Annotated in this window: 24 protein-coding genes and 1 pseudogene; 3 read left to right on the top strand and 22 right to left on the bottom strand. The window is 36.4% G+C overall.

Annotated elements, in window-relative coordinates:
* The first annotated feature begins 5 nt into the window (after positions 1-5).
* A complete protein-coding gene (gene fucO / locus IGI79_RS01945; protein ID WP_438845651.1) occupies positions 6-1,157 on the top strand; it encodes a lactaldehyde reductase in 1,152 nt (383 codons plus the stop codon).
* Positions 1,158-1,269: 112 nt separating this feature from the next.
* On the opposite strand, the gene IGI79_RS01940 is transcribed toward fucO, so the two are convergent.
* The 8 genes from IGI79_RS01940 to IGI79_RS01905 all read right to left on the bottom strand — a co-directional run bounded on the left by IGI79_RS01940 (position 1,270) and on the right by IGI79_RS01905 (position 9,991).
* The gene (locus IGI79_RS01940) at positions 1,270-1,986 is read right to left on the bottom strand and encodes an MIP/aquaporin family protein (RefSeq protein WP_010736418.1); all 717 of its coding nucleotides are present in this window, start codon (positions 1,984-1,986) and stop codon (positions 1,270-1,272) included.
* A 1-nt stretch (position 1,987) separates the two neighbouring features.
* A complete protein-coding gene (glpO, locus tag IGI79_RS01935) occupies positions 1,988-3,811 on the bottom strand; it encodes a type 1 glycerol-3-phosphate oxidase (RefSeq protein ID WP_438845650.1) in 1,824 nt (607 codons plus the stop codon).
* A 16-nt stretch (positions 3,812-3,827) separates the two neighbouring features.
* The gene (gene glpK / locus IGI79_RS01930; RefSeq protein ID WP_034690589.1) at positions 3,828-5,324 is read right to left on the bottom strand and encodes a glycerol kinase GlpK; all 1,497 of its coding nucleotides are present in this window, start codon (positions 5,322-5,324) and stop codon (positions 3,828-3,830) included.
* A 114-nt stretch (positions 5,325-5,438) separates the two neighbouring features.
* Positions 5,439-6,899 carry a helix-turn-helix domain-containing protein gene (locus IGI79_RS01925; protein WP_438845649.1) on the bottom strand — a complete coding sequence of 487 codons (1,461 nt, stop codon included), beginning with the start codon at positions 6,897-6,899 and terminating at the stop codon, positions 5,439-5,441.
* Positions 6,889-8,187, bottom strand: a complete 1,299-nt coding sequence (locus IGI79_RS01920; protein WP_438845648.1) for an NAD(P)/FAD-dependent oxidoreductase — start codon at positions 8,185-8,187, stop codon at positions 6,889-6,891. The genes IGI79_RS01925 and IGI79_RS01920 overlap by 11 nt, the downstream gene beginning before the upstream one ends.
* A 144-nt stretch (positions 8,188-8,331) precedes the next feature.
* Entirely contained in the window at positions 8,332-8,604 is a 273-nt protein-coding gene (locus IGI79_RS01915; RefSeq protein WP_438845647.1) for a hypothetical protein, read from the bottom strand.
* 37 nt (positions 8,605-8,641) lie between these two features.
* Complete coding sequence (locus IGI79_RS01910; RefSeq protein ID WP_438845646.1) at positions 8,642-8,959, bottom strand: hypothetical protein; 318 nt, start codon at positions 8,957-8,959, stop codon at positions 8,642-8,644.
* A gap of 747 nt (positions 8,960-9,706) precedes the next feature.
* Positions 9,707-9,991: a type II toxin-antitoxin system RelB/DinJ family antitoxin gene (locus IGI79_RS01905; RefSeq protein ID WP_019722538.1), complete on the bottom strand. Its 285-nt coding sequence runs from the start codon at positions 9,989-9,991 to the stop codon at positions 9,707-9,709.
* 672 nt (positions 9,992-10,663) lie between these two features.
* Between IGI79_RS01905 and IGI79_RS01900 the strand changes: the two genes are divergently transcribed.
* A complete protein-coding gene (locus tag IGI79_RS01900) occupies positions 10,664-11,263 on the top strand; it encodes a hypothetical protein (RefSeq protein ID WP_438845645.1) in 600 nt (199 codons plus the stop codon).
* A gap of 159 nt (positions 11,264-11,422) precedes the next feature.
* On the opposite strand, the gene IGI79_RS01895 is transcribed toward IGI79_RS01900, so the two are convergent.
* The 8 genes from IGI79_RS01895 to IGI79_RS01860 form a co-directional block, all read right to left on the bottom strand.
* Entirely contained in the window at positions 11,423-12,193 is a 771-nt protein-coding gene (locus IGI79_RS01895) for a Fic family protein (RefSeq protein ID WP_438845644.1), read from the bottom strand.
* A gap of 190 nt (positions 12,194-12,383) precedes the next feature.
* Entirely contained in the window at positions 12,384-13,244 is an 861-nt protein-coding gene (locus IGI79_RS01890) for an aldo/keto reductase (protein ID WP_108145528.1), read from the bottom strand.
* A gap of 26 nt (positions 13,245-13,270) precedes the next feature.
* Positions 13,271-13,948: a type 1 glutamine amidotransferase domain-containing protein gene (locus IGI79_RS01885; protein WP_438845643.1), complete on the bottom strand. Its 678-nt coding sequence runs from the start codon at positions 13,946-13,948 to the stop codon at positions 13,271-13,273.
* A 16-nt stretch (positions 13,949-13,964) separates the two neighbouring features.
* Complete coding sequence (locus tag IGI79_RS01880) at positions 13,965-15,071, bottom strand: NADH-dependent flavin oxidoreductase (protein ID WP_438845642.1); 1,107 nt, start codon at positions 15,069-15,071, stop codon at positions 13,965-13,967.
* Between the two features lie 96 nt (positions 15,072-15,167).
* Positions 15,168-15,602 (bottom strand): MarR family winged helix-turn-helix transcriptional regulator, encoded by a 435-nt coding sequence (locus tag IGI79_RS01875; RefSeq protein WP_010736432.1) that lies wholly within the window; start codon positions 15,600-15,602, stop codon positions 15,168-15,170.
* A 221-nt stretch (positions 15,603-15,823) separates the two neighbouring features.
* Positions 15,824-16,093, bottom strand: coding sequence for a Txe/YoeB family addiction module toxin (locus IGI79_RS01870; RefSeq protein WP_430604338.1), 270 nt, complete (start codon positions 16,091-16,093; stop codon positions 15,824-15,826).
* Positions 16,078-16,332, bottom strand: a complete 255-nt coding sequence (locus tag IGI79_RS01865; RefSeq protein ID WP_071866575.1) for a type II toxin-antitoxin system Phd/YefM family antitoxin — start codon at positions 16,330-16,332, stop codon at positions 16,078-16,080. The genes IGI79_RS01870 and IGI79_RS01865 overlap by 16 nt, the downstream gene beginning before the upstream one ends.
* A gap of 352 nt (positions 16,333-16,684) precedes the next feature.
* Entirely contained in the window at positions 16,685-18,304 is a 1,620-nt protein-coding gene (locus tag IGI79_RS01860) for a glycoside hydrolase family 13 protein (protein ID WP_438845641.1), read from the bottom strand.
* 333 nt (positions 18,305-18,637) lie between these two features.
* On the opposite strand from IGI79_RS01860, the pseudogene IGI79_RS01855 reads away from it, so the two are divergent.
* Positions 18,638-18,736, top strand: a pseudogene (locus IGI79_RS01855) (SOS response-associated peptidase); the annotation flags it as partial.
* A gap of 410 nt (positions 18,737-19,146) precedes the next feature.
* On the opposite strand, the gene IGI79_RS01850 reads toward IGI79_RS01855, so the two are convergent.
* The 6 genes from IGI79_RS01850 to IGI79_RS01825 all read right to left on the bottom strand — a co-directional run bounded on the left by IGI79_RS01850 (position 19,147) and on the right by IGI79_RS01825 (position 25,050).
* Entirely contained in the window at positions 19,147-19,569 is a 423-nt protein-coding gene (locus IGI79_RS01850; protein WP_065096980.1) for a hypothetical protein, read from the bottom strand.
* A gap of 17 nt (positions 19,570-19,586) precedes the next feature.
* On the bottom strand, positions 19,587-20,222 hold the full coding sequence (locus IGI79_RS01845) for an ABC transporter ATP-binding protein (protein WP_217809051.1): 636 nt from the start codon (positions 20,220-20,222) through the stop codon (positions 19,587-19,589).
* 5 nt (positions 20,223-20,227) lie between these two features.
* Complete coding sequence (locus IGI79_RS01840) at positions 20,228-22,396, bottom strand: hypothetical protein (RefSeq protein WP_438845640.1); 2,169 nt, start codon at positions 22,394-22,396, stop codon at positions 20,228-20,230.
* A 98-nt stretch (positions 22,397-22,494) separates the two neighbouring features.
* Positions 22,495-22,692 (bottom strand): lactococcin 972 family bacteriocin, encoded by a 198-nt coding sequence (locus IGI79_RS01835; RefSeq protein WP_438845639.1) that lies wholly within the window; start codon positions 22,690-22,692, stop codon positions 22,495-22,497.
* Positions 22,693-23,222: 530 nt separating this feature from the next.
* Complete coding sequence (locus IGI79_RS01830; RefSeq protein ID WP_438845638.1) at positions 23,223-23,477, bottom strand: hypothetical protein; 255 nt, start codon at positions 23,475-23,477, stop codon at positions 23,223-23,225.
* Positions 23,478-24,297: 820 nt separating this feature from the next.
* Entirely contained in the window at positions 24,298-25,050 is a 753-nt protein-coding gene (locus IGI79_RS01825) for a class II aldolase/adducin family protein (protein WP_438845637.1), read from the bottom strand.
* Between the last annotated feature and the right edge of the window lie 2 nt (positions 25,051-25,052).

Raw genomic sequence — 25,052 nt, 5'->3', positions numbered from 1 at the left:
ACCAAATGGCAAATCGAATGATTTTAAATGAAACATCCTATCATGGAAAAGGGGCTATTGCAGCTATCCCAACGGAATTTCATGCCAGAAATTTCAAAAAAGCAGTGGTGATCACCGATAAAGAGCTGCATAAAATCGGTGTCGTAGCAAAAGTCACCATCTTATTAGATGAGGCAGAGATTGCTTATGAAATCTACGACGGTATCGTACCTAATCCAACGATCGAGAATGTCAAAGAGGGCGTGGCTTTCGTTCAAGAAGCAAAAGCGGATGTGATCCTGGCAATTGGCGGAGGTTCGCCGATCGACACAGCCAAAGCCATTGGAATCATCGTAACGAATCCAGAGTTTTCTGATGTCCGTAGTCTAGAAGGTGTGGCAGATACAAAACATCCAAGCTTGCCGATCTTAGCTGTTCCGACGACTTCTGGTACGGCCGCTGAAGTCACGATCAACTATGTGATTACTGACAAAGAGCGTTCTCGTAAATTTGTATGTGTGGATCCTCATGATATTCCAATTGTTGCTTTTGTTGACAGTGATTTGATGATGGGCATGCCGAAAGCCTTGTGTGCGGCAACTGGGATGGATGCGATGACTCATGCTATCGAGGGATTGATCACGAAAGGTGCATGGGAAATGAGTGATATGTTCCATCTCAAAGCCATTGAGATCATCGGTCGTAGTTTAGCCGATTCCGTGAATGGTGATCCAAAAGGTCGAGAAGATATGGCTTTAGGACAGTACCTTGCAGGAATGGGTTTTTCAAATGTCGGGTTAGGACTTGTCCATGGGATGGCGCATCCATTATCCGCATGGTATGACATCCCCCACGGCGTCGCTTGCGCTGCCTTATTACCAACCGTCATGAAATACAATAAAGAGTTTACAGGCAATAAATATCGAGAAATCGCGAAGGCGCTGAACATCAAAGACGCAGAATCTCGTTCCATCGAGGACATTCGTGATGCCGCTTGCGAAGCGATTGATGCTTTGTCGAAAAAAGTTGGCATCCCTGCGACGATCTCCGAACTAGGTGTCAAAGAAGCGGATATTGCAAAAATTGCTGAAGATGCGTTCAATGATGTCTGTACCCCAGGAAATCCAAGAGAAACGAACGTGTCAGAGATCATTGACATCTATCAAAGCTTGATGTAAGTTTATCGACTCTCTTGTTGTTACGACTTGACTGATCAATTAAAAATGGTTCTCTTGGTTTGTGAATAACGACCAAGAGAACCATTTATTTTAATATAGAAAATTTATTTCATTAAACCATCAACGTGTACATACCTACTGCGACGATTGCACCAACCATTGGTCCTGCAATCGGTACCCATGAATAACCCCAGTCAGAACCACCTTTATTAGCGATTGGTAAAATCGCATGAGCGATACGTGGACCTAAGTCACGAGCTGGATTGATCGCATATCCTGTGGAACCACCTAGTGATAACCCGATAGCTAAAATCAATCCTCCAACAGCAAAGACATTTGTTCCACCCGCAAATTCTGTTTGGCCAAATGCCAATAGTCCTAAGACTAAAACGAACGTACCGATCAACTCTGTAATAAAGTTAGCAGGATAGTTGCGGATAGCTGGTCCAGTTGCAAAGGTTCCTAAGATTGCCCCTTGATCCTTTGTCGCTGACCAATGTGGCAAATAAGATAACCAAACAAGTACCGCGCCAACGATCGCACCTAGTAATTGCGCGATGATGAATGGGAAAACCAAATTCCAACCGATCGCACCTGTCATTGCCATCCCAAGTGTTACCGCAGGATTTAAATGAGCGGGTCCCATGAATCCTGAAATAAATACTGCCATCGTCACAGCCATTGCCCAACCAAATGCAATGACGATCCAACCGGAGGCTTGTGCTTTACTTTTGTTTAAATTAACTGCCGCACATACGCCGTCCCCTAAAAGGATCAAAATCATCGTTCCAATAAATTCCCCCATGATTTGGGTCATGTCTGCATTCATTTTATTTTTCTCCTTTCAGGTCACGTAAGTCTGACTCAGCGATCAGTTGCTCTAAATGTTGCGTTTCACGTTCTTTCTCTTCGTCTGTCCAATCAAAGTATGAAGCAATCGCATCAATGATTGGTTGTTTGATGGCATCTAACTGATCTCTTTCAAAAAGTAGATGGTTGGTACGGCGAATCAAATAGTCACCTGGAACTAAGACCATTTCGTTTTCTAATCCGTAACGCAAACGCGCAGATTCTGCCAAAGTCAATCCTGGGTAAGGATTCATTTCTTTTGCTAATTCAAAGATGTGTTTCGCATTTGTTCCATAGAAATCTGCGATATATGCAGCATCTTTTTCATCAAGACCTGCTTCCACACCGATTTTTGTATATTCTTCGACCATTTCTTCTTGTTTCGTCGGATCAAAATCGCCACCTGAGATCGAATAAGTCTTGGAATCAATCTCTTTTACAGTTACACCATACTCTTCTTGTAACAGTTGACGGATCAATTTCATCGCACCTTCTGCCATTTTGCGATAATCGGTGATTTTACCACCAGATAAAGTAACTAGTCCATCTGGTTCACGTTCTAATGAACTACCGCGAGAAACAGTGGATGGTGCTTTTTCATCACGACTACTTTCTAAATGATTCAACACATCTTCGACTTCTACTCGTGATACCTTACTTTCTTTGTAATCCGTTACCGTATCAACGACTTGACGGAAGCTCTTATCAGAGATTGAACCGTTGTCACCACCGTTGTAGTCAGAACCGGCGTTGCCGATCAATAACGGACGTAATCCTGCCCAACTTGATTCGATATCAGCCAAAGTGATATTTGCTTCTGGATAACGATGATTGATCACGTCTAATAAGTAATCCACATCTTCCTGTGTTACTTGAGGGTCTGTAAAATCGCCTTGGTAATCGGTATCTGTTGTTCCAAAATACGTTTTGTTTTCACGAGGAATCGCAAAGACCATCCGACCATCTTGTTTTCCTGTATCGAAATAAGTAGGCTGTGGCACAGGCAATTTCTTCGCATCGACTACTAAATGGACGCCTTTTGTCGGACGCATTTTTGGTGAGATCGCGCGCTTGAAGTTCAGGTTGCGGATCTTGTCCACCCATGGTCCACTTGTGTTGATCACTACTTTTGCTCGGATCTCAATGACTTCATCACTTAACAAATCACGCGCTTTGACTCCGATGATCTGGTCACCTTCATAGATAAAACCGGTAGCTTTCATTTTGCTGACCAGATATGCTCCGTCTTCTGCCGCTTTTTTGATATTATCGATCACTAAACGGGAATCATTATTCCGGAAATCCAAGTAAACACCAGCACCTGTTAACCCATCTTTTTTAAGAAACGGCTCACGTTCAAGAACTTCTTCAGGTGTCAACGTATAGTTTTCATACTTCGTTCCAGTTACTTTTGCTAATTTATCATAAAGATCCATCGCTACTTTTACAGAAAACATATTGAATGTCGTTGCGCCTTCTCCTTCATAAATCGGCAATAACATTGGATCTGGTTTAGGGATATGCGGTGCCACTTGTTGTACCACTGCACGTTCGCCTACTGTATCTGCGACCACTTCAACGTCAAACGTTTTTAGGTAACGAATCCCCCCATGAACTAACTTGGTTGAGCGTGAAGAAGTTCCTTCTGCAAAATCCTGCATTTCGATCAAACCGGTTTTAATACCTGAAGCTGCTGCTTGGATTGCTACACCTGCACCAGTGATTCCGCCCCCGATAATCAAAAGATCTAATTCTTCTTGTTTCATGTGGTCAATGTTATCTTGTCTTGTTTTTTTTGAAAACATCTTGTGTTCCCTCCCTTTACTCAAATGCTTGAGTTGCTTTCACTGCTTTTTTCCAACCAGTGTAAAGTTTTTCTCTACGCTCTTCTGGCATTTCCGCCTCGAAGATTTTACCAGCTTCATAAAACTCACGAATTTCATCCGTATCTTTCCAATAACCAACTGCTAATCCTGCAAGAAAGGCAGCACCTAATGCAGTGGTCTCCAAGTTACCGGCACGTTGGATCGGTACATTCAAGATATCTGTTTGGAACTGCATCAAGTATTCATTATTGGCTGCACCTCCATCAACTTTTAACACAGGAATCTGGATGCCTGTATCATCTTGCATCGTATCGATGATATCTCGAACTTGGTAGGCAATGGATTGTAATGTCGCCTTGATGATATCCTCTTTCGTTGTTCCTCGAGTAAGACCAAACATAGAACCACGTGCTGCTTGATCCCAGTAAGGAGCGCCAAGTCCAACAAAAGCAGGTACAACGTAAACTTCGTCATCACTAGTTGAACGCTTCGCTGCATCTTCTGAATCACTCGCTTTTTGTAGCATTTGCAGACCGTCACGCAACCATTGGATGGAAGAACCGGCAACGAAGATACTCCCTTCTAGCGCATAGTAAACCTTTCCATTTATTCCGTAACCAATCGTCGTCAACAAATTGTTTTTAGATAATTGTGGTTTTTCACCCGTGTTCATCACAATAAATGAACCTGTACCATACGTATTTTTGACCATTCCTGGCTCAAAAGCCATTTGACCGAATAATGCTGCTTGTTGGTCTCCTGCCATACCAGAAATCGGCGCTTCACTACCATAGAAGTGATACCCTTGTGTATAACCGTAAACCTCTGAATTTGAGGTTACTTTCGGTAACATCACTCGTGGAATATTCAGTAGATCTAAGATTTCTTGATCCCAATCCAATTCATGGATATTGAACAACATTGTACGACTCGCATTCGAGTAATCGGTTACATGTGCTTGCCCATCTGTCAATTTCCAAACAAGCCAAGAATCGATCGTTCCAAACATCAATTCGCCTTTTTCTGCTCGCTCTTGTGCACCTTCTACATGGTCTAAGATCCAGCGAATCTTAGTAGCAGAGAAATACGCATCAATGACTAAACCAGTTTTTTCATGGAAAAACTCTTGGTGTCCGTCTTCTTTTAATTTGTTAGCAATACCAGCTGATTGACGCGATTGCCAAACTACAGCATGATAAATCGGACGTCCTGTATCTTTTTCCCAAATCACTGTTGTTTCACGTTGATTCGTGATACCAATACCGGCGATTTGTGTTGGCTTGATACCAGATTCAATGAATGCACCTGCGATAACTGATTGTACGGAGTTCCAGATTTCATTCGCATCATGTTCTACCCAGCTTTCCCGGGGAAAATATTGTGTGAATTCCTTTTGCGAACTACCGATGTGTCTTCCTTTTTTATCAAAGATAATCGCTCGTGAGCTTGTTGTCCCTTGGTCAATCGCCATGATATACGTAGATTCTGTCATTATGATCTCCTCCATTTTTCTGCAAACGCTTTCTTTAACTACTTTTATGGTACACCCATTTATGGAATAGAAACTGCCAAAAAAATAGCAATTCACTTTTTTTTTGACAGTTTTTTAATTTTTGGCTTTTTTTTCTTGCTCGATTTTTTGCTTTAACCTTAAAATATCATAACTTGAAGCAAACTCCGATAGATAATAGTACTCTTGACCTTTTTTATCCTGATTGAAGGTGATCACAAAATCATAACTTTTTTCTGGTTGGACTTCTTCGATCACGATCCCGCTGATCCCCTTTAACTCTCGAATCAAGAACTGTTGGAAAGCAACCCGATAGATCGGTAAGGATTGTAGATCGATGCCAATAACCACAGATTTTTCAATATAGAAATCGATCATCATCAAAATATTCGCGTATTGACTCATCAGATTATCCAAAACTTGATTGGTCAGTTTTTTCATAGGAAGCTGTTCGACTGTCGTTTTTTTCAATCGTTCAAGTAATTGCGTCAACGAATCACCCAACATGCGTTGTTGTTGGATGAGTAAGTGTGGCGGATCATAGATGGTTAAATAGCCAGAAAAAAAGTATAACTCATTATTGATTTGTGCCAAGTGATACCCAATTGTTTTCTCTTCCTTGATTTTTAGACGCCTTGGTCGATAATGCCACAGCATCGTTTCTCGAATATACGTATCCAACACCGCTGTAGGTAACTTTTTGCTACGAGTCAACTCGTATTGATAAAATGTCTCTTCCTCCAGTACCGAGAAAGTAACGAGAAAACTATAAAACATCATCGACTCATACGCCGTCACATCAGCTGCTGTTCGACTAAGATATAAGGAAATCACCGGATGGATGGTCTGGTACAGTTGATCTTCTTGATATATTTCTTTTTTCTCTTTTGTACCAGAAAACTTCATCTTATCTGACAGTAACCTTTTCCGTGTAATACCGATCCATGTCGCAATTTTTGTCGATGATTGTGGGGAAAAAGTTGTATTCAACACATGCGCCAATCCTACTATCAACGGACGTTTATCTGGAGTATCTTGTAAATACTGTGGTCTTTGTGACTCTGGGAAAAATTGAAATAAGGAATAATAAAAATAACGGATCTGGAGCTCTTCTCCTTGGATTTGTCCATTCTTTATCTGTAGAGAGAACTCTTTCAATAGCTGATTCAATTCTTTGGTTTTTCTAAAGACAGAGGATTCACTGATCGTAAAAGCTGTTGCCAAACGAACACTTGAAGCTTGTTGGTGTTCAAGAAGATACGTCAAGATCTGATATTTCACGCTTTGTTGTACCAAAAAAAGCATGATTTTTTCTAAACTCGTATGCTCATCTAATTCAAGGACGACTTGAAATTCATTTTTTCGGACAGAAATCTTTGTTTTCATCATACGACCGATCAATCCAAGGTCTTCGATATATTGGTCGAAGGCAGATTTTGATAATTTCACAGAGGAGCGCAACTCATTGATTGAAGCGGAACCACCTTCTAATACAAGCATTCGTAAAATCTCAATTTGGATTTGCTCTTTTTTTTCTAAAAATTCTTCAATCTTCATCGAAAGAATCAACCACCTTTACAAGAGCTGTTGGCGCTCGATACTCTGGTTGAAAGAAGAATTCGCGCGCTTCCAGATCTGCGAGTGTCCATCCTTCCTCAACTGCTAAAGTCAGTCGGTCTAAAAGATAGAAAATCACTGCTTGGCTATGACATTGCGCGCCAATCAGTTTTCCTTCTTCCGTCAATAGCACTTTTATTTGGATCAACTCCTGATTCGCAGCAGAAGCTCTGGTGGTTAAATATTGTGTGTTGATTTCTCCAGCATAAAAGATACTTTCGCTTTCTGTCAAACCGACACTCCCAAAATAATGTCCAAACCAGTGATTACCAATTGGACGATACGTACCTAAATCCTTCTTTTGTTGCCCACTGATATTTTTACTGGCGATCTTCGCCGTTCGAATCGCATTATTGACTAAAGACACGTACATCTTTTCTTGCGTTGGTCGATAGGTTACTTGGATGGCATCGCCGATCGCATAAATATTTTCCTGGGATGTTTGCAGGTAGTCATTTACCCAGATCGTCCCATCATCATTCAGTCGCAAGGATTCTTCCCATAATTGATTATCTGGTCGGGTGTAATTTGCTAACAAGACTAAATCATACGTCTCACTTCTTTTTTCCGTGAAGATCTTTGTTTGTTCTGCTTCAATGATTTCTTGTACTTGTTCATTCAAGAAATATCGAATACCTCGATTGTTCAGCTCGCGATACAACGGCTTGATCATCTCTGGATCAAAATATCGGAATAAAACTGTCGATTGGCTTTCGTACAGATGAAGTTCTTTTCCTAGGTTCGCTAATCCTTCGATGAGTTCCAAGCCAACTTGCCCTGCACCGACCACTGCGATTTTTTTTGCATTTCCAATACGTTGTTGGAATTGTTGCGAAGTTTTAGGATCTTTGATTGTCCAAATCGTGTCGTTTTCTTGTGTACTAAAACGGAAGCGTTGTTGTGAGCCTGTCGCAATCACAAGATAATCGAAAGACAATATTTCCCCATCATTTAATTGGATTTGGTTTTTATCGCTGTTTAGCGCAGTCACTTCTGTTTCTACCCATACTTCTATCTGATGTTCTTGAGTCAATTGCTCTTTAGTGATCCAATAATGATGGGCTTCTTCATGAAATTCCCCTTTTAAGATCAAATTGACACTATTCGGAATAAAGCCTATCCGCGCTTGCTTCTCAATAATGATTATCTCACTTTCTGGACAGTCGTTGCGCAAAGAAATAGCTGTCTGAATGCCCGCAAATGAGCCACCGACGATTACGATCCTCATATGTTATTCTCCTCTTTTTCATCTGTTATCCTTAGAGTATCATTTCTTAGAAAACGTTTCAATCAGTAAAGGAAACAGCGAGTATAAACAGCGTGTCAATTGCTTTATTCATATTCTGCTGATTGCTTCTACCTACTATAGATTTTATTCTTTCTTTAATTGCGTATAAAGTCTGTGGCTCTTCCTAAATTCGATATCTGCTAGTTTCATCACCTTTTTTATTACTTCATCTGAAGAGTCAAACTGATACTGTCTCCTTTCAAACCCATCTTCGACAATACTATATCGTGCTTGATCATACGTGATGCGTATCGAGCGATCTTTTTTGAAGGTAAGGATTTTTAAAGTGACACAGTCCTCTGACTTAACGTTTCTTTTCAAAAATTGTTTTAATTGCTTTTTATAGATCATGTTCATTTTACTATTTCTCTACCTTTATCATAGATTTAGTCACTCAGTGTTTTTTGTTTGATCGAACAACTATTTTATTCACTTCTTGATCAAATCGTTCTTTTTTCAACGTTTGACTAATATAAAAAACCTGAACCTTCTTCTCATTTACCCTAAAAGCAATACGGAAATTTTCCTTTCCTAAATGGATTTTCATTTCATAAATCGATTCTTTTACAGACATCTCAACGGGTTTGATTCGATAAAAATCGTGCGTCAAATACTCATGTACTTTATAGATAATTATTTCTTGATACTTTTTTGATTGATTCGCCGTAAATACATTTCGAATTGCCTGGCTGACTTCAACCTCATATTCCATAGCTATTCCTTCTTTATTTGATTATTTATGTAGATAGAGACCTCTCTAAAAAGTAAATATGTAAGCATATATATAATACGCTTGCATTATAAACGATATTCATCCTATTTTTTATTCGTTTATTTTATATCAATTATTTTTATTTATTTTCGTTAATTCTACTAGAAGAATAGCCATCTGAAGGCGCTGGGTCAATCGTGTTTCCTCTCACTTATTATTATACTTTCTTTTGTGATATTCCCTAGCTCAGCTGCTTTAGTAGAAAAAATTCTGGGACATTAGTCACCTTGTATACCTTAAAACCGAATAAATGATGTTCCAAAAGTAGCTCCTACAGAAATAAACGTGAAACCCCAAAATTTGAAGAACAATTTTCGGGTTTCACGCTTATTTCTCGGAGTTGAGCACTTCTGTTACAACTTCTCGTTTTGTTGTAAGTTTTTGATGAATTCCATCAATCGAGCGCCATCTTCTTTCGTTAGCATACCTACCTTAGCGTATTTTATTTTTTCATTTCCTTTAGGTATTGCTCTTAATATACCAACGTCTATCCATGAAGCTTTATGTAGAACTGACTTTTTCCAATCTTTGATAGGAAAATATACTTGTTTTATCTTTTTTGACTTATGTTCATATTGACTAGTGATACTAAAAAATTCAATACAATCATTTTTATCTTATATAACCAATATAGGTCTTTTCTTTCCACCTTATTTGTCAGTGTAAGTCACATAAACTGTTACTATTTCATTCGTATTCATTTAGCCACTCATTTAGCTTTTCATCTGTATCAAGCAATTGAACAGGCATACTTTGTGTTAATTGGCGCAGCTTGATTGCTTGTCTTTCTTCTTCATTCAATTTTATTTCTATTGGAAACTCACCTCTTGATACAACTTGCTTATATAAAATGGTAATTGCTGTTGTCGCATTCAAACCAAGTTCTTCTAATATTTGTTCTGCGTTTTCTTTTAGCTCTTTATCAATTCCGACTTGTATTCTTCCTTTTTTTGCCTTCTCTTTTGTTTTCATATTATCTCCTCCTATTGAGTGAAACAAACTCAAAATATTTCAATATCATCATATATTTGATTATATAAAACTCATAAAAGAGAAATGATGCAAAAATCAGTAGTTGATTTTCTTAACTACCTCTTTGCTGTCTATCTTACTTTTTCAGATATAATTTGTTGAGTTTTTCTAATTTCAGTTTAGGTGACATGTTTATTTCTAAATTCAATAGTTTTTGGTGATTAATTTTTAGCAACTTTTTTGATCTATCCACTATTTAACTAAAATTACTTCTTGGAGTTGGAGATTTTAGAAAAGAGCTTAGACTTGCAAAAATCCGCTCCAGTAATTTCTAATATTCCGACTTATTTCCCTCAGAAGTTACTTTTATAATAGCGTTTTTCTCACTTGTAAAAATAGTACTTTTACTTGAGCAATAAGGTGAAAAATTGATTTTAGTTTGTTTTGCGTATATATATAATATACAAAAAGAAGACATTTTTTGACGAAGCAAAATAGAAAAAACGATTGCATGTTTACCATGTTTACATAGAAATAAATTTCATCTGTTGAGGAGCTATGGCATTAGTTTGTTCTCTCCGCCTTAAGTATTCCATAAGTACCTCCTATTACAGATCACTACTTTTAGCAGAGAAATCCACAAATATATGTATAAGAAAGAGTTGATTGCTTATGAATGAACTAGTGTATATCAAAGAAAATTTCAACATCGTAACCGTTGCTTTTTTAAAAAACGGGAAAGTCATGAAAAAAATTTATGATTGGTACCTCCCTTATTATTATCAGGATAGGCTCCATATCCATACGAATTCCTCTATTCATATCAATGGTCAAAAGAAAAAAGTTTTTATTGTGGGTACGTCTTATCATCCTGATGCACAAAAAATGTATAAACAATTTCCACTATTACACTCACAACCTAGCTGGCAGATACAACTTATTGCTCAAATACTTAACTCTAAGAATATTCAGTATTATCGAGAGCGAACGTTCAAAAATCTTACTACAGTCGAGAATCGTCCTTTAAGAATTGATCTTTCATTTCAACAAAATAATCAATGGTACTTTATTGAATATCATGGTGTTCATCACTACTTCAAGAAAAGAGCTACTACTAAACGTTTTCAAAATATACTAAGAAATATGGAAATAAAGAGACAGTGGTGTTTAGATAATAGGGTGCTGTACTTAGAAATTCCTTTTTTCAGACAAAGAGAAATTCAAAAGTTGGTGGAAACTTTTCTAAAATCTACGTTACTAGATCCACACTGATGAAAATCTTTTTAATCGTGCAAGGTAATCTATCCTCCTATTCTATGGATATCACACTTATACAAATCAAAGTTGGCTCCTCTATTTATTGTGAATAAACAAAGACCTGTAGTAAGGCCAAAAACTCTTTTGGATTACTACAAGTCTCTATTCACATCTTTATTCTCTTTCTATATCTGGCTTGCTCAATTGCTCTTTGATGCGATACGTACTCGCATCAAAATTTTTATTTTCTTGAATAGGTGCATGTAATGCCAGTTCTCTTTCTTTAGGTAATGGTAGTGTGTCTAACATACGTTCAAACGCTTTTTCTTCCTCTGTTGGTGTCTTTGCTTGGTAATAACGCATCAAATTCAATGTAAATTCCACTCGATCTAAATCATTGAAAGGAAGAGTGAGGTAATTTTCATTTTCAAATGTTCCATAGGCCGAGTTAGCTGCAATTAACGCAGTTCGCTTGTTACCATCTTGGAATGCTTGAAGTTTTGATAATCGTGCAAACACACGCCAAGCATCTATTTCTTCCTTTTTCGACTTCTTGAATGTTTCTACGATTTGATCAATATCGACTCGCGTAACGATCTCCGGTGGCAAATATGCTTCCTGACTTTGTTGATCGATAATAATAGCGATGCGATCTTCTTCATTATAATAAGCATTTCTCAAATGTCCGGGCAAACCCGGTTGTTCATTTGATGGTGAATCAAACTGTGTATTTACTGCAATGATCCCATCCGTAGAGAATCCTATTTTTTTTATTACATCGATTCCTTTTAACGCATCTGTAAAAATTGCGATATCGTCTTTGTTTTGTCGCAAAGGTTTCGTCGATTTTTGATCAAGTGCTTTTTTCGTTTGTAAAACCGTACTACCGTAATTATTTAGACTACCTAGTGAGGTAATAAACCTTGCAAGAGCTGTATTATCCATCGGTTCTCTCTCCTTGTTCTACCAATGTTTCTGTCTCTTAGTATACTATGAAAATCAAATCCATAGTAGAGAAAATCAACTTCACTCCATTTATCAAACTCACTTGGCAAACTACGAATTTTTTCACCTATTTCTTATGAGAAGTACCATCGTATCTATATGACTTATTGTCAATGGGTCCACGTATCCCTTATTGATCCGCTTGATCAATGGAGATATTATGCAGATTTTCAACTAAGGTTCGATGTTCACGAGGTCCGGTTGACTCTGGTGCTTGATCGAGCTGTTCAATCAAATTTAATTCTTCTTCTGTTAATCGGAAATCAAAAATGGCGATATTTTGCTTCATACGATCCACATGGACAGACTTAGGGATCGTGATGATCCCTAGTTGTGTTTGCCAACGTAGGATGATTTGTGGGACAGTTTTATGGTATTTTTCAGCTAATTCTTTTAAAACTGGTTCATCAAAGATCCCATCTTTTCCTTGGTTAAAGGGACTCCATGCTTCAGTCACGACATCAAAATGCGTGGCTGTTTCTCTTTGTTGTTTTTGTTGACGGTATGGATGTTGTTCGATTTGGTTAATCACTGGTTTGATCCGATGATTCAAAATCAAATCAGTCAAACGACCTGTTGAAAAATTGGAGACTCCGATCGCCTTTACTTTGCCTGCATCATAGAGTTCTTCCATGGCACGCCATGCACCATAATAATCATTGTAAGGTTGATGGATCAAGAAAATATCAATATAGTCTACCCCTAATTTTTGTAAAGAACGTTCATACGCTTTGTATGCGCCCTCGTAAGAAGCATCAGTGACCCATAACTTGGTTGTAATAGTGATCTCTTCTCTTGGAATCCCACTTTTTTTGATTGCTCGACCAACGGCTTCTTCATTGTAATAAACAGCCGCAGTATCAATCAGACGATAGCCAGCATTCAGCGCTTCTAAAACGACTTGCTCACATTCTTCTTGATCCCAGATTTGAAAGACACCAAATCCAAGTACAGGAATTGTCAATCCGTTGTTCAAGGTCCGTGTTTCCATCATTGATTTCCTCTCCAAACTCCACGTTATTTCGTCAATTCAGCAACGACTTTTTCTCCTAATAAATGTGCAGACTGTGGGTTTTGTCCTGTTAATAAACGCCCATCTGCATGAACAACTTCAGTAAAAGCTTTCCCTGCCTGATAATCGGCCCCTTTTTCCTTCAATGAATCTTCGGTCAGGAATGGTACGTTATTCGTTGTTCCGTTTAATTCCTCTTCTTCATTACTAAAGCCAGTCACTTTACGTCCAGCTAAAATGGACTGTCCATTTTCATCAACGACAGGTAATAAGCCTACGACACCATGACAAACCGCTGATACGATCCCATTATTTTTGTAGATCGCAGAACCAATCTCTGCTAATTTTTCTGATCCGGGGAAATCCCACATCGTTCCATGACCACCGGCATAATAAATCGCCGTATACTCTTTCGGTTCCACCTCATCAGGACGTAACGTTTGTCCTAATGCACGGTTACGAAAATCTTCATCTTGGTAATAGGTCCAATCCACTTGGTCCATATCTAATATACTTTTTGGTTCCAATGGTACGTATCCGCCATTCGGGCTAACAAAATCAGCTTCGATCTTGTTTTTGACTAATACATCATAAAAATGAGTCAATTCACTTAACCATAACCCTGTTGGACGCTCGATATTGTCGTATTTTTCTACATTTGTCAAAACAATCAAAACTTTCATTTTTTCAGCTTCTTTCTTAGATATTGATGGTTGATCCATAGCGTTGATCAAGAAAATTATACAACGGACTTGGTAAATACAAGTCTTTGTATGCTTCAGAAAAAGGTTTCGTCACAAATTCAGCATCTCGACCTTCTATTAATTTGACCGCCCATTCAGGATCTACCAACATTTGTTGACCTACTGCTACGAGTTCCGCATGAGCTAACACAGACTCGACATCTTTACGGTTACGGACATTCCCGACACCGACTAGCGGGATTTTTCCTTGAATCGCTTCATGGACGTATGCAAGAATTGATTTTTCATTATACATTTCAGAACGAGCCACACGATCATAGGTATTCAATGAAACATGCAGATAGTCTAATTTCGTTTCACGTAATTGTTCCATCAACCAAATCGTTTCTTCAAAACGGATACCTGGTGTTTCAAATTCTTCTGGTGAAAAACGATAGCCAACAATAAATGGTTTGGTTGCGTGTGTTTCAACTGCTTGGAAGACAGATTTCAATAATTCTTCAATAAAATGATAACGTTTCTCTAAAGAACCACCCCATTGATCTTCTCTACGGTTCGAATGAGGAGAAAAAAATTGTTGGATCAAGTAAGTATTCGCACCATGTAATTCTACTCCGTCAAATCCTGCTTCAATGGCTCTGCGTGTTGCTTCGCCAAATGCTTGGATCGTTTCACTAACTTCTTCATCACTTAATGCCCGAGGTGTTTCGGCATCTGGACGTTCTGCCGGAATCGCACTAGCAGATACTGTTTGTTCTCCTGATAATGTCGCACGGCTTGTCATACGACCGCCATGGAAGATCTGCACGATTGCCTTGGCGCCTTCGCCTTGAATGGCTTGTGCTAACTCGCTTAGACGAGGAAGCATTTCATCATGGGCGATACTCAATTCCCCTGGCCAACCTTTACCGATGTCTTGCACATTTGCTGCACCAGTGATCACTGCTCCTAATCCTTTTGAGCGTTGTGCATAATATTCGATCTCGTCTTTTGTGATTACCCCATTAAAAAAGCTAAGTTCTGTAGTCATTGGTGATAGCATCAACCGATTTTTCAGCTCACTACCTGATGGAAATGTGATTGATTCATTGAATTTTGCCATTCTTCTTCCTCCAATATGACGAATGTCACTTATTTTTTCTCGTATTTATTTAACCATACGATTAGTTGTACATGCAACTGTTATGTTTAAAAAATTTTATTTTTTTTGTAATTTATTGGTCGCTTCATTCAGCTCTTGAGAAAGCCGCTCGCTCTCGGCAGCACCTAAAACAACTTTATATGCGTGGTGCAACTCATCCCAACTACTGTCGATCTCTTTGACAAATTCACGACCTTCATCAGTTAAAAATACCAAAGATAACCGTCCTTCTGTAACCGTTTTGACATAGCCTTTATATTCTAATTTTTCTACGAAACGTGCAATCGTTGAAGGCGCTGAATACAACATCTGCGCGATATCTTTTTGAGGAATACCGTTTTTTTCTTTCAAAATCAGTAAGATAAATCCATAAGTAGGTGCAAGTCCCGTTTTCTTGAAAGCTTCATCAGCTAATTTGTTCAATACTCGATCGAGCTTCTTCACACTAAAAAAAAGACATTCTTCTAACGAACGTTCAATTGATTTCCCCATTTTTACACCTCCTGTTAGCGTACATATCATAGTATGATTTAGTTGATTTGTCAAAGAGGAGGATAGCATTCATATGTAGTTCAAATGATCACCTATAAAAATACAATGATATGTAGAAGCATCTATTCAGTTTTAGAATGTGTAAAATAACTAAGGGCAAATTTCCACTGTAGTGTCTAAACAGTCATATATCATGAAATGAGCAATTCAGTTTACGCACTTTAAAACAACCCACGCTCATAATGAGACCAGACGGAAAGAATTGTTACTATTTCCCTCTCAATGTCCACACTATAAACTAGTCTATGCTGAATGTTGATTCTTCTTGAGTAATACGGAATTCCTACTAGTTTTTCATACGGTGGCGGTGACTGAAAAGGATTCTTTCGAATGACCTTGAGTAATTCATCAAACTTTTTATGTAACCCTGCACTTTTAAGTTTAGTAAAATCTTTTTTTGCATTTTTTTTAATGTCTATAAGGTATCCCAATCAATCTCACCTAACTCTTCCGTTTCTTCCTCTTCGTAGTGCTTAATCTGATTAAGTACCCCTGTATTTTGTAAATACAGCGTTTCCTGAATTGCATTCCAATCTGCCTTACTAATAATTACTACACTTTCATCTTCACTTTTAGTATTGATAATTTCAACCGGTTGATTGTCCGCCACAACATGCTTAATCAAGCTATACAAATTATTTCGAGCCTTCGTTGGTGTAATTACTTCCATCTCTATTCACATCCTTCTTTATTATTATTAAGTATAACGTACATAAAAGCGTACGTCAACAAGCGTGAATTTATTGAATTTTGTCTTATACTTCTTGTTAATGTAGGCTTTATCCTTTGATTTAATTGACTGATCAAAAAGAAAGAAACATAGCTTTTTATACAATATTTTCCAGCCTATCTTAAAGAATGCAACAATAGGCTGGAAGATATTAGGAATCTTGCACACTTAAACCGAATGAACGATGTTCCAGAAATAACTACTAGTGAAATAAGCGTAAATCTCAAAAATTCCAAGAACAATTTCTGGTATTTCACGCTTATTTGTCGGAGCTAAGCACTTCTATCACTCATTATCTAATTTTCACCACAAACGCTTCATAAGGACGTAATTCAACTTCTCCCATAGGTACTTCTCGGTCATAGTTGGCAATGATCAGTTCCGTTGCTTCTTGTGGAATAGTCAATCCATGTGTTTGCTCGGATAGGTTACACACAACTAGCCAACGTTCTTCATTGAGTGTACGATAATAAGCAAAAACCTCAGCTGACGTTTCTGCCAACAATTCATATTCTCCCCAAACGATGATCTCATTGTGTTTGCGTAACTCAATCAAACGTTTGTACGTATGGAAAATCGAAGAGGGATCTGCGACTGCTTGTTTTGCATTGATCGTTTTGTAGTTTGGATTGACGGATAGCCAAGGCGTTCCTGTCGTAAATCCGCCCTGTGCTGTGTTATCCCATTGCATTGGTGTACGCGCATTGTCACGCCCTTTGGCATTGATAGACTGCAAGATCTCTTCTTTACGATAGCCAGATGCGAAACGCTCATGATACATATTGATTGTTTCGATGTCTTGGGCTTCTGAAATGTCCTGGATCGGAGCATTCGTCATACCTAGTTCTTCTCCTTGATAAATGTAAGGAGTCCCCTTCATCATGTGGAGTAAAATAGCAAACATCTTTGCACTTTCCACGCGGTATTCTTGATCATTCCCCCAACGTGAAACGATTCTCGGCAAATCATGATTATTCCAAAACAAGCTGTTCCATCCTTCATCACCTAACGCTGTCTGCCATTTTGACAAAACTTGTTTCAGTTCAGAAACATCTAAAGCTTTTAGATCCCATTTATCCTTGCCTGCTTGCTGGTCCAAAGTCATATGTTCAAATTGGAAGATCATGGATAGCTCATTTCGTTTGGGGTCAGAATAAAGCTTCGCGATTTCTGTCGTTGCGCCCCAAGTTTCTCCTACCGTCATCAAATCTTTATCTCCAAAAGTTGCTTGATTCATTTCTTGTAAATATTCATGGAGTCGAGGACCATTATTGGTAATTTCTTGATCCGGAAGTTTGCCGATCGTATCAATGACGTCCATACGGAATCCACCAATTCCTTTGTCGATCCAAAAATTCATCATATCATAAACTTCTTGTCTGACCAGCTCGTTCTCCCAATTCAAATCAGGTTGTTTCTTGCTGTATAGATGCAAATAATATTGACCTGTCGTTTCATCAAATTCCCAAGCCGGTCCACTAAAGATCGAACGTAGTGAATTAGGCACGTCACCATTTACTGGATCACGCCAGATATAATAATCTCGATATGGATTGTCTTTGCTTTTTCGTGATTCGATAAACCATGGATGTTCATCAGAAGTGTGATTGACGACTAGATCCAAAATGATTTTGATGCCTGATTTCTTCGCTTCCTCAATCAGTTCGTCCATTTCAGCCATCGTCCCAAATTCAGCCATGATTGCTTCATAATCGCTGATGTCATAGCCATTGTCATCATTTGGTGATTCATAGACTGGGGAAAGCCAAATCGTATCGATCCCTAAATAGGTTAAATAATCTAATCTTGAAATAATCCCTCTTAAATCACCGATTCCATCTCCATTCGTATCTTGAAAACTACGTGGATACACTTGATATACAACTGATTGATGCCACCATTTTTTCTCCATATGATCCTCCATTTGTTTTGTCCTATTCTTAAAGAATTGTAACGCTTACAAAAACAAGAGTAAACAGGTACAAACATGTTACCGATAACATTAAAATCTGGGGTTTAGAAATAAAAAAGAGCGTGGAGAAAGTTTCAATCAATGGATTAGCGCCTTAAAACAGAAACTATTGATTGAAATAAGTATAGATTGCTATCAACATGTCTGTTTAGGGTGTACCCTAGATAGACACTAGTATATCATTTGTAATTTTTATGGTTAATTGGCACAATTTTTTCTAATTATTTGTCACTTATCGCTGAAAATTCATTCTATTTATCTAGAAAAATGACACATAAGACCGGTGCAGGATTTGAAATGGAATCAATTATTATAACCACAAAACCCAACGAATCGGCTTCACCTGTCCATGATCGTATGCCGCTTATCATTTAGAAGCAGAACTCCATGAAACTAATAAACAATTAGCCCAGGAACAATCCAAAGAAAAGCAAAGTCAATTAGGGAAATATGGAATTTTATTTAGAGCATTGTAAATCAAATTCAGGTTTACAGAGTGAATATTTTTCTGATATAGATAAAAAGGATATTTATATCTTATAGTAAATAGATGAGAACATAGGCGTTCAAAGAAAGGAACTTTGAAATTTTTAATAGACAGTTATATCAGCCTCAATAGGGTAGTTGAGACAGTTCCCTGTTACTTGTTAGCCCCCTGTTAGAATATGGGGCTATATGTCATCAAAAAAAGGAATCCGTTTCTGTTTGGCTTCGCCACCGAAACGGATTCCTTTTTTTATGTCTTAGTTTAATTTCTGAATTTAGTTTTTTACCAATTTTTGTTATTCAGCGGTTTTATTTTTTCTTATTACTTTCATCACATCGCTAGGGACTGAATCATCTGTTATAAACGTTATTTTGTATACATAGCTTCCTTTATAACGAACTTTAACATAATTATGATTTTCTGGAGCTTGCCCACCTTTAAATGTTAATTTTTCAATTTTCATAGTAGTTGAATTTATTACTTCAATATTCTCATAATCATCTGGTATTTGACGCTTTCCATCATCAGCATATTCTTTTCCACCATTGTATGTCACTTTTTCAGGTACAATTGCGTATCCAACTTGCATTTTTACTAGAGGATTAAATTTATTTAGCGAATCAAATCGTGATGTTACATATAAAAAGGAAGAAATAACACCAACTACCAAAAGAATCAAAATCGATAGTTTCTTAAGTGTTCTATTTTGTAATTTCATTTGTAGCTCCTTCTTTTTTATACACCGAGTCCAATAGTATGATGACAACTCTCTGCTACTTTGTTATCATGTGTTACTATGATAATAGTTTTCCCACTTGCATTTAACTGGTTCAAGATTGCTAAAATTTCATCTCTATTTTTTGTATCCAGTGATCCAGTTGGTTCATCTGCGAGAATAACTTTACTTGGTTTTAAGAGGCAACGAGCAATAGCAACTCGCTGTTGTTCTCCACCTGAAATTTCAAATACTTTTAATTTTTGATAATTTTCTAATCCGACCATTCTTAGTGCATTATCTATTGACTCTTCTTTTTCTTTTTTTGTTTGTTTCACATACCTTAACGCCATCAGTAAATTTTCTTTTATAGTAAAATTGTCGACTAATGCGAAATTTTGGAACAAATATGAAATGTTTTCTCTAATCATTTTATTGGCTTGCTTCGAATTTATTTTTGGTGCTGCTTTCTGAAAAATATGGTATTCACCTTGTTCCACTGGCTCAATCAAGCCAATAGTATTAAGCAAAGTTGTTTTTCCACACCCACTAGGACCGGTTATTGCAACCATATCGCCATCATTGATTTCTAAATTAAAATCTTCAAAAACGACTTTATCACCGAAACTTTTATTGAAGTTTTTGATATTAATAATACTCATCATACGTCCCCCTTCAAACCTGCACTAAGTGTTCCTTTTTCATATCGAGTAACCATTAAGAAAATAATAAAAATATCTATTGATACTAGTAACAAGTAAGCAAGAATTGACAGTAGTTGCCTATTCAAAATGACTATTTCTATGAGTCCAAAAATATAGATGGAAAAGAAATAGAAAATTTCATTGCGATACCTAGCATAGAAAGTATAGCCTAAAAGTCTTGATACAATCATTTCTTTTCTCTTGGAAGCCAAAATAATCAATATAATGTAATAAGAAGCTAATACACTAACTGAAATCGTTAGACATAGGATAGTAATCCAAATCCCTACACTAGATTGTGAAATAAGCAATTCTTGTGCAAAGCCTGTGGAAAGAATATTTTCAAATTGTATAGAATTATTCTCAAGGCTGTTATTTATTATCGCCTCACTTATTGCAAGTTTATTTTCTTTAGTATTCTCAATTCTAAGTGGATTACTTAAAGGACTATTTTTCAAGAACATACTACTTGTGTTTATTGTATTGTTATTTATGCAAAAAATAATCGGATTTTTTATAAACGTCTTATTATTCCCTATCATTTCTATATTTTCAGAGATTATTTCGTTTTCATTGTTTGGATAAAAGATAAACCTAATTGGGATATCTTCAATATTTTCAAACGAGTTATCCGATAGAAGAGATGCGAGTTGAATTCTTATAAAAAATTCTGTTTTTTCAAAATCTTTTTTCAAATATTCAGGAACTAGGTAAGTCATTTCTGTTTCAGAAAATATTTTTGATGAAGGTGTTGGTAACTTGAATTGAATTCTTTTCAGATAGTTCTCATTAGCACTCATAATTAGGTAATCGTCCGAATCATCAAATTCTATATTTTTAAATTTGCTTGTATTTATTTTAGCTCCGTTAAATACGGTAGCATTTATATTACTTACTGAAACATATTGAATATCAGCTGAAGTATCTAACTCTTTATACAGATTAATTAATTTAGAATCTAATTTTCCTTTCCCTTGGAGAGACTCTTGGAATTCATCATCAACGTAGTTAAACTTTGATAGTGTAAGATAATGTTTCTGCTGTTCATACAAATCTTTTGCTTTTAAGTCCTTATGTAGAGTATTTAATTCTGTTACTAACAAAGGAATAACGGCAACAACGGCAACGAAAACGAAAAACTTCAATAGATAACTGAAATAAAGTGAAAATTTTAAATTAAAGAAATTTTTTAAAATATCCGAGAGATTATAGCGTCTAATAATGATTAACATTACTAAAGAAAATACCCAAGCTAATACAAAAACAACTAATTCAACTAACGTTAATTCCAAGAAATAAGATAGATTGCTATCTGGAATAATAAAGAATTGAATAGGCAGTGTACATATATAGAAAAGCGCAGGGATTAATAATATAATTTTATTAAGCTTTATCCAAATATCTATATCTTTAAAGCCAAGCAATTTCATCACACCGATTTCTTTTAACTTAGCAATTGGATAAAATGCACTCATCAGACAGAATATTGCCATGATAATGATTGATAACACTAACACTAACAAGTATATCGTTCCTTGGCCATATGCTTGCTCATAAGTAGCTTTTAACAGTTCATCTTTAGGTATTTTAAAAACTGTAGAAATCTGATTTAAAATATCAGCTGAATCTTTTGATTCTGATATAAGTGTATAGCTGCCATTTACACTCATTTTATTTTTAGTATAAAAATCCTGCAATGTTCCAAAAATCAACTTCTTATCAGAAAACATATTCGAAATACGGCCACTTTGATTGTTATCTTCAGTATTATAATTTGCAAGAAACTCATTATTAGAAGCAGGAATTTTTCCACTTGCTAGCTTGATACCCAATTGATCAAAATAATTAGTAGAATATATACCTGACTTATAAATATATGTTTTTCCATTTTCTGTTAAAATATCAGAACGAATAAATGTAGCGTTGTATTTTTTTGATAAAGAAGCAAACTCTGATAACTGATCATCAATTGATATATCCGAATCTTTTATGAAAAAATGAGTGGAATTACTAGTTAACTCAATATTATCATAATATTTATCTTCTTCTGATTTTTTATTTAGTGCAAATGCAACACTTATTAGAATTGTTATTATAGATAGGAATAAGATCATTGTTTTTTTCAAAGTAGTTCCCCCAAATTTTAAAGAAAAACGGAACGTAAAATACATACGCTCCGTTCCTATTATAGTTGAGAAAATATGTATACTCTCTCAAAGCCATTCTACCAATAATTATAATAGAAATTACATCCTGAATATGCGCCAAGACGAGCCTTAGCCCACACGCCAGCCCCTTGAGCTTGATAAGATTCGTCTGAACCTTTTTTTACAGTAGCGCTGTGGCGTTTAGTACCATGGAAATAATCAGAATATGAACCTGTGATACCGACACCATAATTCCATGTACCACCAGTAGCCAAGACAATTAAAGATAATGTACAAACAACTATTATTTCATAAATATCCTCCTTCTGATTTTAAAATTAAACGATGGCGTTTTTTATGCCTTAGGTGTCTAAGTTCATTATAAAATTCGCCATAATTAAATAGTTGAAAAAATAATAAATATAATCAAAAGTATAATTCCAATAAGTGGTTCAGTCCAAATTTTATCTGAATGTATAAATACATTCTTTTTATTTTTGAATATTCCCCCACCATACTCTTTTGGAAGGATTAGTTCCAAGAGAAAACCAAATAATAGTGGTATTAAAAATACATACTTAGGTCCTTTTATTAGTAAGTAGACAGACGAGAAACTAAGTAAGGACTGTATTATTTTTACTACTCTAATAGAACGAATCGTTTTTAATTTCAATATACTGTCACCTTTCGTTTATCCAAGGATCATAACTTTATCTTTCCTATAAAAATTATGCTCTAGTTAACACGCCAGTGTATTGATAATATGCACCAATTTGCGTACCATTTTTATACTTACCTGTCCAATTCACATAACCTTGGTATTTTTTCCGTCTTTATATTTAACCTGCCAAATTTTTGTCAAGGTTGGAAGCCAACGACTTGATCCATGTGGTTTATTTTGCATATAAACATACTCAGAAAAATTGAGGGTATCAACGCTCCTATGTATCACTAATCCTGACATATCCACCTGCATATTATTGCTAGATTCATCTATAACTTCTTCACTGCCAGAAATAGTTTCTTCACTGGCAAAAGCAACTTCATCTGGGATAATCATTGAACACGCCATTAACATAAACGTAGTTAAAATTAAGCCTTTTAGTATCACTTTTTTTCATTATTTCATCTCCTTAAATTAATTGAACATCATACTCCCTACTTCAATATATCATGCTATTTTTAAATGATGCCAATTTTTCATAAATTATTGTTTTAACATCATAACTGTTCAATAACCTTTGATCGTTGGTTATAACATTATGCAAAAATTATCAAAACCATAAAAAATACTCGACACGTTTTTAGGCATTGAGTCCTTTTCATTATGTACTTTCTAAATTTAACGATCTTGTCTCTTCATATATCTGATGAACTAGATAAATCTCGTATCTTTGTATCTATTAAATATCGTCACTTTATTTACTACCTCTTCTTGCATTTATTTAGCAATCAAGCTAGGACAAATTTTTTCTAACTAATTTTGGTCAGGTACATAGTCAAGAAAATTTCCAATCGTCGTTAGAACTACCTCATCGCTAGATAATTCCACTAATCGTATAAACTTGGACTGTGGGATTGCTGCTACGTAATTAACAAAGTTTTTATCCGTGTATTCAAAAGACCACATATATTTTAAACGATTATTATCGTATAGATCGATTAATTTCATGTCGTCATATTCTAGTCCTTATTTTTCAGCGGTTCGATTTGTGGAATGTTCTCAAGAATAAGTAATTTTTAATAATATTTACATTAAGCGTACTTAAATTTTTATTTGAAGTTCAGTAACAAAATCCCCATCATAAGAAAAAAATCCAAGAACTCGTAAACGAATGTTCTTGGATTTTTTTCAATCGTAATAGATGATTAACTGATAGTTAATCACCACCAGCAAAAATTTCTTCTTTATTATAAATCGGCGTATGATTTTTCAAATCTTCAAGGGTTCCTACCTGTCTACCTTTAGAATAAAAACCATCTAATAAACCTAAGGATTGGAATATTGTTTGCTTATATGCAATTTCGGCATTCCATTCCGTAGTATCTAGAATCTGTAAAGCTTTATGGATCGCTTCAATGCCAGATGCTCCTGGCGCACTGATCAACACTCCGTGACTGTTGAGTAGCAACATATTCGGTAAGGCTACTTGTTCTTTTTTCATGTAATCAGAGACTAATTCTGCTAATTCTGGCGAGCAATTAGGTTCAAAGTCTAACACAGGAATATAGCCGATTTTTTGGGTCGCTTCCGTTAAATTAGGCATATCCAAGCCAGCGGTTGCCCAAAACATTGAATGTGGCGAATGAGCATGTAAAACCGCTTTTATCGCTGGATTCGTTTCATAAACCGCTTCGTGTAAGTTGATTTCTCGTGTAAGTTGACCTACCCCATCAATCACTTTTCTTGTGTGAGGCTCAACGACTAAGATTTGTGCTGGTGAGACTTCCCCTAAATAAGCTTCTGACATCATAGTCGGTGTCATAATAATGTATTCTTTCCCTACTTCATCAGTTGTTTTAAAAGAGAAATTACCGCCTGCCACATTCGTATTCTTCCTTGTAAAAATCAATTTTACGATTCGCGCTAAATCTTCCCGCTCTCTTTCAAAAATCATCCGTCCATCTGACATAT

The sequence above is a fragment of the Enterococcus sp. AZ084 genome (genome assembly GCF_051714905.1).
Classification (GTDB): Bacteria; Bacillota; Bacilli; order Lactobacillales; family Enterococcaceae; genus Enterococcus_B; species Enterococcus_B pernyi.
Note: the sequence above shows the minus strand (reverse complement) of the source record. Positions and strands in the feature narration are given on the sequence as shown.

Coding starts and splice junctions, on each gene's coding strand:
- fucO (WP_438845651.1), top strand. CDS start 6: ATGGCAAATCGAATGATTTTAAATGAAACATCCTATCATGGAAAAGGG.
- IGI79_RS01940 (WP_010736418.1), bottom strand. CDS start 1,986: ATGAATGCAGACATGACCCAAATCATGGGGGAATTTATTGGAACGATG.
- glpO (WP_438845650.1), bottom strand. CDS start 3,811: ATGTTTTCAAAAAAAACAAGACAAGATAACATTGACCACATGAAACAA.
- glpK (WP_034690589.1), bottom strand. CDS start 5,324: ATGACAGAATCTACGTATATCATGGCGATTGACCAAGGGACAACAAGC.
- IGI79_RS01925 (WP_438845649.1), bottom strand. CDS start 6,899: ATGAAGATTGAAGAATTTTTAGAAAAAAAAGAGCAAATCCAAATTGAG.
- IGI79_RS01920 (WP_438845648.1), bottom strand. CDS start 8,187: ATGAGGATCGTAATCGTCGGTGGCTCATTTGCGGGCATTCAGACAGCT.
- IGI79_RS01915 (WP_438845647.1), bottom strand. CDS start 8,604: ATGAACATGATCTATAAAAAGCAATTAAAACAATTTTTGAAAAGAAAC.
- IGI79_RS01910 (WP_438845646.1), bottom strand. CDS start 8,959: ATGGAATATGAGGTTGAAGTCAGCCAGGCAATTCGAAATGTATTTACG.
- IGI79_RS01905 (WP_019722538.1), bottom strand. CDS start 9,991: ATGAAAACAAAAGAGAAGGCAAAAAAAGGAAGAATACAAGTCGGAATT.
- IGI79_RS01900 (WP_438845645.1), top strand. CDS start 10,664: ATGAATGAACTAGTGTATATCAAAGAAAATTTCAACATCGTAACCGTT.
- IGI79_RS01895 (WP_438845644.1), bottom strand. CDS start 12,193: ATGGATAATACAGCTCTTGCAAGGTTTATTACCTCACTAGGTAGTCTA.
- IGI79_RS01890 (WP_108145528.1), bottom strand. CDS start 13,244: ATGGAAACACGGACCTTGAACAACGGATTGACAATTCCTGTACTTGGA.
- IGI79_RS01885 (WP_438845643.1), bottom strand. CDS start 13,948: ATGAAAGTTTTGATTGTTTTGACAAATGTAGAAAAATACGACAATATC.
- IGI79_RS01880 (WP_438845642.1), bottom strand. CDS start 15,071: ATGGCAAAATTCAATGAATCAATCACATTTCCATCAGGTAGTGAGCTG.
- IGI79_RS01875 (WP_010736432.1), bottom strand. CDS start 15,602: ATGGGGAAATCAATTGAACGTTCGTTAGAAGAATGTCTTTTTTTTAGT.
- IGI79_RS01865 (WP_071866575.1), bottom strand. CDS start 16,332: ATGGAAGTAATTACACCAACGAAGGCTCGAAATAATTTGTATAGCTTG.
- IGI79_RS01860 (WP_438845641.1), bottom strand. CDS start 18,304: ATGGAGAAAAAATGGTGGCATCAATCAGTTGTATATCAAGTGTATCCA.
- IGI79_RS01850 (WP_065096980.1), bottom strand. CDS start 19,569: ATGAAATTACAAAATAGAACACTTAAGAAACTATCGATTTTGATTCTT.
- IGI79_RS01830 (WP_438845638.1), bottom strand. CDS start 23,477: ATGATTATCCCAGATGAAGTTGCTTTTGCCAGTGAAGAAACTATTTCT.
- IGI79_RS01825 (WP_438845637.1), bottom strand. CDS start 25,050: ATGTCAGATGGACGGATGATTTTTGAAAGAGAGCGGGAAGATTTAGCG.